This window comes from Acidobacteriota bacterium, assembly GCA_030697165.1.
Classification (GTDB): domain Bacteria; phylum Acidobacteriota; class Vicinamibacteria; order Vicinamibacterales; family UBA2999; genus 12-FULL-67-14b.
On sequence record JAUYQQ010000023.1, the window covers coordinates 209,807 to 221,829 of the forward strand.

The window sequence follows — 12,023 nt, forward strand, 5'->3', positions numbered from 1 at the left end:
CGACCAATAATGAGATCAAGTCTCAAGTTTATATACGACTAAATAGGTCGTCAAGGCTGAATCTCGGTTGGGAAGACTCTTTTATTGAGCGACGACTTGCTTCGCGAGCGCGGCCGCCAGGGCTTCGCTATCGTTCAGACAGGGGAGGAAACGGATCTGCAGTTCCGGCCGGGCGCCTGCCGCCAGCTGGCCTTCGAGCTGGCTCTCCGCGTTATCGGCCAGAAAGCCAAACGGGTAGTACACCACGTTTGTGAAGCCAGCTTGGCTAACACGCTCGAGTGTCATGTCAATCGGAGGTTCGGTCCATCGGCCGCCGCGGGTGTGGTTCAGCCAGCCGTTCAAGATCAGCCCGAAGTGTGCCGACAGGCGGGTGCGGATGGCGCCGTATAACCGCTCGGTGGCGCAGCGACCGGTGTCGATCGGGCGCGCGGGTTCGAGCAGGGTCCCATGCGCCGCCAGCACGAGCGCGGTCGCTGGCCCGGTATCCCCTTCTCCCAGTTGCGACAGGACATGCGCTGCCGAGATATCGGCGAGATGATCCAGGTCGAGTGCCGGCAGCACTTCCGTGCGCCCGCGGCGCGCCGATCGACCCGTTGGCGCGGCGGCCGCCTGTCGCGACAGCTCGTGGGTGAACGCGGAATCGGCGGCATACATCGGCGCGATCCAGACCGGATCGTCATCAGCAATGGTGCGGAGCACGTCCTGCAAGAGTGGCCGCCGGAACTCGTACGCAATATGAACCCGCCAGTCGCCTGGTGCCGACTGAGCCAGTGCGTCACGGACCGCTGCGGCCTGCGCCTCGGTGATCGGCTCGAGAGGCGACATGTAATCGTTCTCTTTCCACATGCGCTGGCGGCCGTGGGCGCGCGCCAGGGCGATGAACGGAATCGCGACCTGGGGAATGTCGGCCACCGTTCGCGTCAGCCCCTGCAGAATCCGCCACGAGTAGACCAGTTGGTCGGTGAAACCAGGCAGTGGCGGTTCGCCGTAGGTAGTGAGGACGAGGTGTTGAAGGGTCATGCCTCACCCAGCAGGCGCGTCGCGACCGATCTGGCGGTACGCCGGGCCGCCGCAATCGCGTGGTTGAAAGACACCCCGTCACAAGCGGTGCCGCACACGTCGAGGCCGGGATGGCTCTCCAGGCGCTCACGGATCGCGGCGACCCGATCGTCGTGACCGACGGTGTACTGCGCGATGGCCGCCGGCCACCGGAACACCTGGTGCCGAATCGGCCGATCGGCGATGCCCAGGCCCATGACCAGCTCAGTACGGGCGAGCGTGGTCAACGTCGCGTCATCGAGGGCGGCCACATCGGGCCGGCGCGCACCGCCGAGGAACACCCGCAACAACACCGCGCCGTCGGGCGCACGTCCCGGAAAGATCGAGGATTCCCAGAGCACGCCGATGGTCGCCAACTGCTCGCTCCGGGCGACGAGGTAGCCATACCCGTCCAGGCCGCGACCAAGCGACGCCGCCGCATAGCCAAGAGCGACGACCGCCAGGCCCGCGTACGGAATCGCCGCGAGCTCGCTGGCCAGCTCGCCATCCAGCTCGCGGAGGATCGCGGACGTCTGCGATGCGGGCGTCGCGAACACGACCTGGTCGGCCGGCAATGACAAGCCGCAGGCCAACTGCACCTGCCACGCCTGGGCGTGCCGGGAGATATTCGTGATGGCGCGGCCGGTCATGACCCGCGGTGCCAGCCGGTCGGCAAGGGTGCGGGGCAGCGTACCAAGTCCGCGGGCAAAACTCAGCAGTCGCGGCCGCCTCGGTGCCGTCTTCCGTCGGGCCAGCAACGCCCGGAACAGGCCGCCATGATTACGTTCCCACTCGACCAGGATTGGAAAATGCGATCGCACCGACAGCTGCCGGCTGTCACCGGCGGAAATCCCGGCCACTGCCGTGTCGACCAGCACCTCGGCCACCTCCCGCCCCAGGCGGCGTTCGGCAAACTCGAACACCGTCTCATCGGCGTGCGGTGGCGCCGCCTTTGCCCATGGCTCCCGCAGCAAGCGCAGCTTGGCGGGCCAACTGATGATCGGCGAGCTCAGCAGAGCCGGCGGCGCGGTGGGGACCTGCACGAGGGCGCCACCGCGAAGGACGAACCGGCGGCGCGACCGAGCGTTGGCCTCCACCAGGTCCGGGGACAACCCCAGCTCTTCGATCAAGGCCATGGTCTCTGGCTCGCTGTCGAGGAATCCGTTGGGGCCCCGCTCCACCAACCAGCCCGCGTCCTCCACGGTCCGGGCGTGGCCACCGGCCTCGTGGCCGGCGTCAATTACGAGGACGTCGACCTTACGACCCAGCCGTGCCGCTTCGGCCTCCACCGTGTAGGCGCACGTCAGGCCGGCAATGCCGCCGCCGGCCACGATCACGCGTGGGGTGGTCATACGGTCCTGCTGAAGACGGGCTTGGGGCCAGCGGTACGGGCGCGCAGGTACCGGTCGAACACCATGCACACGTTCCGTACGAACAGCCGGCCGAGTGGTGTCACGTCAATCGCCCTCGCGTCGACGGTGACCAGGCCGTCGGTGGCTGGCGAGTGCGCGGCCGTCAGCTCTGCCAGCTCCTCCACGAAATAGGCCTTGAAGTCGATGGCAAAGTCGGCTTCGACCTGCTTGATGTCGACGCGGAAGTTGCACATCAAGCCGGAGATGACGTGGCGCCGCACGAGGTCATCGAGCGACATCTCGTAGCCGCGATCCACGGCGAAACGGCCGTCACCAATCGCCGCGTAGTACTCCGTCAGCTTCTTGCTGTTCTGGACGAAGGCGCCATGCACCTCACCGATGCCTGAGACGCCAAGGGCGACCATGTCGGGGGTCTTCTGGACCGTGTAGCCCATGAAATTGCGATGCAGTTCGCCGCGCTCGGCAGCCTGCCCCAGGTCATCGGCCGGCAGGGCGAAGTGATCCATGCCGATTTGCCGGTACCCCGCACGCACGAAGGCGTCGATGGTGAGAGCCAGCAGTTCCAGCTTCAAACTCGCGGACGGCAGCGCCTCGGTCGCCAGGGCCTTCATGTGGGCCCGCATCCACGGCACGAACGCAAACGAGTACGCGGCCACGCGATCGGGCCTGAGCGTCAGCGTCTGCTCGAGGGTCTGGGCAAAGGACTCGACGGTTTGAAACGGAAGGCCGTAGATCAGATCGACATTGACCGAGGTGAAGCCAGCCGCCCGCGCCTCGGCGATTAGCGCCGCGGTCAGCTCGTAGCTCTGCTCGCGATTGATCGCCTGCTGCACCTGCGGCGAAAAATCCTGGATCCCCATCGACAACCGGTTGAAGCCCAGGCCGCGCAGGCGGCGCAACTGCGCGCTGCTGGTGACGCGGGGATCAATCTCGATGCCCAGTTCCGCCTCGGGAGTGAACGTGAAATGCTGGTGGATCCGATCAAACAGGCGCGCCAGTTGATCGCTCTCGTAGTAGGTCGGTGTGCCACCGCCCCAGTGCATCTGCGCGATCTGCCGACGCTGCGGCAGCGCCGTGGCCAGCAGCGCGATCTCCTGGTCGAGGACGTTTAGATACTGCGCCGCGACCTCGCGATGCGGGGTGATGATGACGTTGCAGCCGCAGAAGGCACAGCGCGCTTCGCAGAACGGCAGGTGCACATACGCCGAGAGCGGCTGCTGGGCATCCGCGTCGACCAGGGCCAGGCGCTGTCGATATTGCCGGTCACCGACGCCGTCGTGAAACTCGACCGCCGTCGGGTACGAGGTATAGCGCGGACCTGGTCGATCGTACTTCTCGAGCAGTGCAAGCGTGGACGCGGTATCGGTCAGGTTGGCCATGACATCGCCCCCTTGTGGGCGTGAACGGCATCAATCAGGGCGTCGACCGAGGGAATGGGCGTCTCGGGCAGGATCCCGTGCCCCAGGTTCATGATGTGTCCAGGCCGGCCGGCCATGCGGTCCAGCAACTCGACCGCCCGCTCGCGCACCACCGCCGGCGTCGCAAATAGCACGTGCGGATCGAGATTGCCCTGAAGCGCCAGGTCGGGGCCGACCCGCCGTGCCACTTCGTCCAAGGGTGTGCGCCAGCACACGCCGAGTACGTCCGAGCCCGCCGCAGCCGCCGCTTCCAGCAAGTGAGGCGCGCCGTTGACGAAATAGATGACTGGCACGCCCAGGTCGCGCACGCCTCTGACCATGAACTGGATGTGCGGGAGCGCGAAGCGCCGGTACTCCGCGGCCCCGAGAATACCGGCCCACGAATCGAAGATCTGTACCGCCTGGGCGCCGGCGTGGACCTGCAACCGCAAGTAGTCGACCATCGCCACGGCAAGCTTCTCGAGCAGCGCCTCGAGGGTAGCGGGCTCGTTGAACATCAGCCGCTTGACGGCGCCAAAGCCCTCTTTGCCTTCGCCCTGTACCAGGTAGGCAGCGAGGGTGAACGGGGCGCCGCAAAAGCCGATCAGCGGCGTGCGGCCGTCCAGTTCCCGGCGCAGCAATTTCACGGCACTGGCCACGAACGGGAGCGCCTCGGCGGCCGGCCTCGCCTGCAACGCGTCGACCTGGGCCCGCGACCGAATGGGATCGGCAATCTTCGGCCCGGGATTGAAGGTCATCGCGATACCGAAGGCATCAAGCGGCAGCATGATGTCCGAGAACAGGATCGCCGCATCGAGCGGGAACCGCCGGAGCGGTTGCAAGGTCACTTCCGCCGCCAGTTCCGGGGTGCGACATAGCTCGAGAAAACCCACCCGGCTGCGCAGTTCCCGATACTCCGGCAGGTAGCGGCCGGCCTGCCGCATGATCCAGATCGGGGTTCGATCCACGGGCTGCCGGCGGCAGGCGCGAAGGAAGCGGTCGTTCATCGCGTCATATCCTGCAAGGTCGCGCGGGCGGCCTCGACGGTCTGGGCGATGACCACTTGATCATGCGCGGTTGACAGAAATGCGGATTCAAAGGGCGAAGGCGGCAGCAGGATGCCCCGGGCCAACATGCCGGTGAAGAACGCGACGTAGGCCTCGCGATCGACGGCGGCCGCGTCGGCCCAGCATCGCACCGGTCCGGCGGAAAAGAACATCGTCCACATCGCGCCGACCCGCTGCACCCGTGCGGCCACACCAGTGCGGGCAATCGTCTGCTGCAGGGACACTTCGAGCGATTCCCCGGTTCGCTCCAACCCTTCGTAGAGGTCTGGTGTGGCATCGATGACATCGAAGGCGGCCAATCCGGCAGCGACGGCCAGCGGGTGGGCGGCGTAGGTGCCGGCCTGATACACCGGTCCCGATGGCGCCACCAGTTCCATCAGCTCGCGGCGGCCACCGAAGGCGGCCAGCGGCAGGCCGCCACCCGCGATCTTGCCGAGCGTCACCAGATCCGGCGGCACCCCATATCGCCCAGCGGCGCCACCGCGGCCGACGCGAAACCCGGTCATCACCTCGTCGAAGATCAGGACGGCACCATGGCGCGTGCAGCGCTCGCGCAGCGCCTGCAGGAACCCGGCGGCCGGTGGCACGCAGCCCATGTTCCCCATCACCGGTTCGACGATGAGCGCGGCGATGGCATTGGGCGATCCGTCAAAGCAGCGATCGACGCTCGCCAGATCGTTGAACTCGGCCACCAGGGTGTCGGCGGCGGTGGCCGCGGTCACCCCGGGTGAGTCGGGCACGCCCAAGGTGGCCGCGCCCGAGCCGGCACTGACCAGGAACATGTCGGCGTGACCGTGATAGCCGCCCGCGAATTTGATAATGCGCGACCGTCCGGTGGCCGCCCGCGCCACCCTGACCGCGCTCATCGTCGCCTCGGTGCCGGTGACGACCAGCCGCACCATCTCGCACCCGGGCACGCGGTCGGTGATCCGCTCGGCCAATTCAACTTCCTGCGTGGAGGACAGGCCAAACACCACCCCACGGGACACGGCGTCGACGATCGCCCTCGCGATCGCCGGGTGATCGTGCCCGAGCAGGGCCGGCCCCCAGGCCCCAATCCAGTCAAGGAGACGGCGTCCGTCAACGGTCGTGAGGTGTGCGCCGTGGGCGCTCGAAATGGCCAGGGGGGGCATGCCCATGGCCTTGAAGGCGCGCACCGGCGAATGGACGCCGCCAGGGGACACACGGCGCGCCCGCTCTGCCCACATCGCCGGCGTCTGCAAGCCACTGCTCACGACGTGGCCTCTCGCGATAGCGCCCGCGCGAGCGGCTTCGCAAAGTAAGTGATCAAGATGTCGGCGCCCGCGCGACGCAGGCTGATGGCGGTTTCGAGCATGGCGCGGTCAAGGTCGATCCACCCACGCTCGGCGGCAGCGTGCAGCATCGAGTACTCGCCCGACACCTGGTAGGCCACCACCGGGACCTCGACCACTTCGCGCACCGCGCGGATCACGTCGAGATATGGCAGACCGGGCTTGACCATGACCATGTCGGCGCCTTCATCGACATCGGCGATCGCCTCACGCAGGGCCTCGCGGAGATTGGGCGGGTCCATCTGGTAGCCCCGCCGGTCACCATGCTGGGGCGTCGAACCGGCGGCCTCGCGAAACGGGCCGTAGAACGCCGAGGCATACTTGACGGCGTAGGACACGATGGCGCGATCGGTGAAGCCGGCCGTGTCCAAGGCCAGGCGAATTGCCGCGACCCGGCCGTCCATCATGTCGGAAGGCGCGATCACATCCGCTCCGGCGCGGGCATAGGCGAGGGCGGCCTGCGCCAGCAGCGGCAACGACGCATCGTTGTCCACCTCGCCCGCATGGACGACGCCACAGTGGCCATGATCGGTGTATTCGCAGAGACAGACGTCGGCCCACACGCTGACGTCGGGTGCCTCGCGCTTGATGTTGCGGATCGCCGCCGGGACGGGTCCGTTGTCATCCCATGCGCCGCTGCCTTGCGCATCCTTCCTGGATGGCACGCCGAACAACAGCACCGCGCGAACGCCGGCGGCTGCCAACGCAGAAGCCTCGTCAGCCGCGCGGTCGGGTGACAGCCGCGACTGGCCCGGCATGGCCGGAATGGGTTCGCTGACACCCGTTCCCTCGCAAACAAACAGCGGCGCCACGAGCTGTCCGGCGCACAGGCGCGTTTCGGTGACCAACGTGCGCATGGCCGCGGAACGGCGCAAACGCCGGCCACGATGGAACGGCCGCATCACGCCGGCGCTCCTGCAGACGAGGACGCGAACGCGGCGAGAATCTCCCCCGCCCCTTGCGCCATGAGGCGGGCCGCGGCCAGTTGGCCAAGCGCCACCGGATCGGCACCGGTGACGCACACCCGCAACGCCGCTCCGGTTGCCGCATTGAAGACGGCGGCAGACAGGCTCAACCCGCCGGCCACCGGCGTGGCAATGGCGCCGACCGGGACGGAGCAGCCCCCGCCGAGCACGTGCAGCATGGTGCGCTCCGCCTCGACCGCACGTCTCGTCGGCGCATCATCGAGCACCGCAATCCGGCGATGCACGGCCGTATCGCCAATACGGCATTGAATCGCCAGGGCGCCCTGCGCGGGCGCGGGCACCATGCGATCGATCGCGAAGACCTCGGTGATCGCGTGGTCGAGGCCCAGCCGTACCAGGCCGGCGCGCGCGAGAACAATCGCGTCAAGGTCCCGCCCGACCCGGGCCACGCGGGTGGGGACGTTGCCGCGCAGCGTGACCATCTCGAGGTCCTGGCGCATCAGCCGCACTTGCGCGGTCCGCCGCGTGCTGCAGGTTCCGACCCGGGCGCCTGCCGGCAAGGTCGCGAGGGTGAGCCCATCGCGGCCGCACAGCACATCCTCGACCGGGCCGCGCTCCGGCACGGCGGCCACGATCAGGCCGGCGGTGGAATCCACCGGCAAGTCCTTGAAGCTATGGACCGCCACGTCAATTTCGCCGGCGGCCAGCGCCTGCTCGATCGCGGCAGTGAAGAACCCGGTGCCTTCCACGTGCGACAGTGGGACATCGGTCAGGCGATCACCGGCGGAGGTGATCTCAACCAGTACCACCTGGAGATCACGATCGCCCGCCGACAGCCGGGCGGCCACGTGGCGGCTCTGCCACAACGCCAGGGCGCTCCCCCGCGTGCCGATCCGCAACCTCACGCGTCCGCCTCGCACGCCCTCACGGGCCGGCGGCCGGCCTGCGGCCGCAGGGCCTCGCGTGCCGCCCACTTCCGCAACCACTCGACCTCGCGGGCAATCACGGCCTCGACCCGCGGGGCCTCGGCCGCTCGCTGTTCGCGGCCTACGCGGGTCACCTGCTCGATGACCCCCAGGTCGATGCGCATGATGCCGGCGAACTCGGTCGGTTCCACGCTGGGCGGCATCGCCAGGTCGACGACGAACAAGGGCCGGTCGGCGTTGGCACACCGGCGGCGCATGTGGTCGCGGGTGATCACCCATTGGTTCACGGTGACGGCCGACACGATGGCATCAGCCAGAAGGATTTGGTCCTGAAGCGCGTCAAGACCCACGGCGTCGGCGCCCACTGAGACCGCCAGCGCCTCCGCGCGCGCCAGGGTCCGATTGACCACCACCATCTCGCGGACGCCGACGGCCTTCAGGTGCCGGGCGGCTTTGCGCGCCGTGTCACCGGCGCCGACCACCAGAACGCGGCAGGTGTCGAGCGAGACGTGCGCAGCCAGCCAGTGGATGGCGGTCGATGCGACCGACATCGAGCCGCGCGCGATGCCGGTCTCGGCCCGGGCCGCGCGTCCGGCCCGAATCGCCGCACGGAACACGCCGCCGACCAATCGACCGGCGCCGCCGGCGGTGTCAAGGGCGGCGCGCGCCTGCCCCAGCACCTCGGCCTCACCGATGACCACCGACTCGAGACCCGCGCAGACGCGGAAAAGATGGTGCGCCGCACGCTCGCCCGTCAGCCACGATGCCCGTCCACTGAGGTCTCCGGCATTGGCACCAAGGGCCGCGGCCAGGCTCCCGGACACGATCACATCATCCTGTGGCGTTCGCGAGCGCCAGTACAGTTCGAGGCGGTTGCAGGTGACCAGGAGGACGGCCTCGATGCCGCGGCTGGCGAGTGCGGCTCGGACATCGGCCATCGCGGCGGGTCCGCCCGCGAGCGTGGTCAGGCCGTCGATGCCATGCGTCCGGTGGCTGATCGACACCGCGCGCAGAGGCGCGAGGCCATCGATCGGCAGGACCGGCGCGGACGATGTCTCTGGAAACACGGGCAAGCCCAGATTAGCGAGCCCATCAGTGATCGACAATTCGCAAGAATGCGGAGACCAGCTCCGTACAACTACGGAGCCGGCAGATCCACGATGCCCTCGCGGATGGCGACCTGTGTCAGCAGGGCCACTGACTTCACGCCGAGCTTGCGCATCAGGTTGGCGCGGTGGGTCTCGACGGTGCGGCCGCCGATGTCGAGTGCGGCGGCAATCTCCTTGGTGGCCAGGCCGCGCGCCACCAGGATCAGCACTTCCCGCTCACGGTCGGTCAGGGAGCGGAGGTCCGGCGAGGCCGGTCCGCGACCCTTGAGGATCTCGGCCATCTGTTGCTGGATCGCCGGGCTGAAGTAGGTGCGGCCGGCCATCACCGCATCAATTGCCGCCGCCAGGTCCTGGACGGCCGAGTCCTTCAGCAAATAGCCGTTGGCGCCTTCTTCGAGCGCGCGCGCCACATATTCGCGGCCCGCGTGCATGGTGAGGACGATGACTTGGAGCTGGGGCCGCTCGGCTTTGGCCACTCGTAGCACTTCGATGCCGTCGCGGCCGTCCATCTTGAGGTCGAGGACCAGCACGTCGGCCACCACCCGCCGCAACGCGTCGATCGCCTCGTGGCCGTCGGCCGCCTCGCCCACCACCACGCAGCCGGGTTGCGATTCGATGATGCGGCGAATGCCGGCGCGCACCAGGGTGTGATCGTCGGCGAGAATCACCCGCACGGGAGGCGCGTTCATGGCGCGGCCTCGACCGGAATTGACGCCGTCAGCCGCACACCCGGCACACCATGACCCGAGATGGCCAGGGTGCCGCCCGCCGCCGTGACCCGCTCCTGCATGCCGAGCCAGCCCAGGTTGGGGCGCACGTCCGGCGACAGCCCACGGCCATCGTCTTCAACCGTGAGTACGACGAGGTGTGGGCCAAGTCCGAGATACGCACGGACCCTCGTGGCGCACGCATGGCGCACGGTGTTCGTGAGGGCTTCCTGCATGACGCGATAGATGACGACTTCGACGTTCGGTGGCAGCAGCGCGTGGCCGTCAATTTCGAGATCCACCTGCAGCCGCGAGCGCTCCGAGACGTCGGCCGCCAGGGCCCGCAGCGCGACGGCGAGTCCCAGGTCATCGAGCGCCGACGGCCGCAGCAGGTTACTGAGATCCCGGACCTGGGCCAGCGCGCGGCCAACGCGCGCCCCGGCATCGGTGTGGCCGTCGAGATCGAGCTCGATCTTCACGGCCGTGAGCGCCTGTCCGGCCTCGTCGTGCAGCTCGCGCGCGATACGGCGCCGCTCGTCTTCCTGCGCCCGCAGCAGCAGCCGGGTCAACTGTTCGAGGTCAGCGGTTCTGGAGCTCAGCCGCGCGCGCTCTTCGCCAAGAACCAGGAACAGCATCCCGAACCCGATCGCGAACAGGAACAGCATGTCGACGAACGCGCCGTACAGCACGGCCGCGCCGAAGCCGCGCAGCAGCGGGTAATCGAGGTGGTGGATGCCCCAGAGCACGAACGCCCAGGTCAGCACCTTGATGGCGCCGCTCGACGGCCGGCGTTGGTCGCGCCAGAACACCACCCCCGTCCAGATGGTGACAGAGGACAACAGGATCGTGGAGGTGACGCCCGCCACCATCATGCTCTGCATGCCGAAGATCGTCAGCCAGGCCCACCCCACCATCAGGGGCACGGCCAGCAGGTGCCACGGGCGCCAGGTAAACCCGCGCGACAGTTGCCACGCCGCCGCCAGCAGCAGCAGCGCGCTCAACCCGGTCATGACCTGGTGGAGAAACAGCCAGACCATGTCGCGGCGAACCAGGAAGGTGGACATCGCCGCCAGCCGCAGCACGTACAGAAACCAGGCCGCCGACCAGGTGAGGAAGTAGTCGCGCCGCTGGCGCCGCCACAGCACGTAGCAGGTGATGGCCAGCGTCGTCGTCAGCACGGACTGAAAGCCCAGTGCGCTGCACTCGACGAAAAGGCGATCGAGAGTCACGCTTCGAAACTTACCACGCGCGCGGCGGCGCCGTGTCGCGCAGCCGCGCCAGCGTGCGAGCGGCCTCACGAAAATCGGCACGCGCGGCCTGCTGGCAGGGGACGCCGGCGGCCGCCAGTGCGGCGGCGGTCGTCGGGCCGATCGCCACGATCGCGCTAAGCGTGGCCAAGGCATCAATGCCCACGCCGGCGATCAGAGCGGACGCGGTCGAGGGACTGCTGATGACGGCGGCGTCGGGAGCAGCGGCCACCCAGTCCAGGCGAATCTGCGCGGCCGGCCGCGGGATCATCCGGTACGCCTCGACCTCGGTGACGACGGCTCCAGCCTGACGTAACCCATCGATCAACATGCGACGCCCGCCCGGCACCGTGGGCACCAGCACACGACGGTGAGTCCACTCGATCGTCGACAATGCGGTCCAGAGCGCCTCGGCGCCTTCCGACGCGCCGACCAAAGGCGCCGGATCCGCGCCGGCGGACACCAGGGCCTCGGCGGTGCGGGCGCCAACGGCGGCCGTCCTCACGGCGCGCGGCCATGCCGTCGTGCGTGCACCGGTCAGGGCTGACACGGTGCGGGCGCTCGAACAAATGAGCCAATCAAACGTGTCGAGGTTCGCGGCCGCAGCCTCAAGGGCGGCCGGTTCGCTGGACGGCGCCTCCTCCATGACCACGCATCGCAGGGGGTAAAACCCCTCGTCGCGGAGGGCTGAACTGAGCGGTCCCTGATCATCCTCGTCGCGCGTGACCGCGACCCGCCAAGACAGGGACGCCATCACGGCACATCGACCTCGGGCACCGACAACATCCGGATCAGCATATAACTTCGCGCACGCGAGCCTTTGCCCGACGCTTGGGGGTGTGCTGAAGTGAACTGACGGGCGCCGCAGCCCTGCCATAGTCAAGGGGATGCAGGGCCCCGGACGTCGAGCTGCCATCTGT

11 protein-coding genes are annotated in these 12,023 nt (G+C 68.3%); all 11 read right to left on the reverse strand.

Going from position 1 to position 12,023, the window contains the following annotated elements; genetic code table 11:
- Positions 1-81 precede the first annotated feature (81 nt).
- Positions 82-1,020 (reverse strand): ferrochelatase, encoded by a 939-nt coding sequence (locus Q8T13_23105; protein ID MDP3720661.1) that lies wholly within the window; start codon positions 1,018-1,020, stop codon positions 82-84.
- Positions 1,017-2,390: a protoporphyrinogen oxidase gene (hemG, locus tag Q8T13_23110; GenBank protein ID MDP3720662.1), complete on the reverse strand. Its 1,374-nt coding sequence runs from the start codon at positions 2,388-2,390 to the stop codon at positions 1,017-1,019. Before hemG ends, Q8T13_23105 begins: the two co-directional genes overlap by 4 nt.
- Positions 2,387-3,790, reverse strand: a complete 1,404-nt coding sequence (gene hemN / locus Q8T13_23115) for an oxygen-independent coproporphyrinogen III oxidase (GenBank protein MDP3720663.1) — start codon at positions 3,788-3,790, stop codon at positions 2,387-2,389. Before hemN ends, hemG begins: the two co-directional genes overlap by 4 nt.
- Entirely contained in the window at positions 3,778-4,815 is a 1,038-nt protein-coding gene (gene hemE / locus Q8T13_23120; GenBank protein MDP3720664.1) for a uroporphyrinogen decarboxylase, read from the reverse strand. Before hemE ends, hemN begins: the two co-directional genes overlap by 13 nt.
- Complete coding sequence (gene hemL, locus Q8T13_23125; GenBank protein ID MDP3720665.1) at positions 4,812-6,110, reverse strand: glutamate-1-semialdehyde 2,1-aminomutase; 1,299 nt, start codon at positions 6,108-6,110, stop codon at positions 4,812-4,814. Before hemL ends, hemE begins: the two co-directional genes overlap by 4 nt.
- Complete coding sequence (gene hemB / locus Q8T13_23130) at positions 6,107-7,090, reverse strand: porphobilinogen synthase (protein MDP3720666.1); 984 nt, start codon at positions 7,088-7,090, stop codon at positions 6,107-6,109. Before hemB ends, hemL begins: the two co-directional genes overlap by 4 nt.
- Positions 7,090-8,019, reverse strand: coding sequence for a hydroxymethylbilane synthase (hemC, locus tag Q8T13_23135; GenBank protein MDP3720667.1), 930 nt, complete (start codon positions 8,017-8,019; stop codon positions 7,090-7,092). The genes hemB and hemC overlap by 1 nt, the downstream gene beginning before the upstream one ends.
- Complete coding sequence (gene hemA, locus Q8T13_23140; protein ID MDP3720668.1) at positions 8,016-9,107, reverse strand: glutamyl-tRNA reductase; 1,092 nt, start codon at positions 9,105-9,107, stop codon at positions 8,016-8,018. The genes hemC and hemA overlap by 4 nt, the downstream gene beginning before the upstream one ends.
- 71 nt (positions 9,108-9,178) lie before the next feature.
- Positions 9,179-9,838, reverse strand: a complete 660-nt coding sequence (locus Q8T13_23145) for a response regulator transcription factor (protein ID MDP3720669.1) — start codon at positions 9,836-9,838, stop codon at positions 9,179-9,181.
- Positions 9,835-11,085: a sensor histidine kinase gene (locus tag Q8T13_23150; protein MDP3720670.1), complete on the reverse strand. Its 1,251-nt coding sequence runs from the start codon at positions 11,083-11,085 to the stop codon at positions 9,835-9,837. The genes Q8T13_23145 and Q8T13_23150 overlap by 4 nt, the downstream gene beginning before the upstream one ends.
- A 10-nt stretch (positions 11,086-11,095) precedes the next feature.
- Entirely contained in the window at positions 11,096-11,857 is a 762-nt protein-coding gene (locus Q8T13_23155; protein MDP3720671.1) for a uroporphyrinogen-III synthase, read from the reverse strand.
- Positions 11,858-12,023 lie beyond the last annotated feature (166 nt).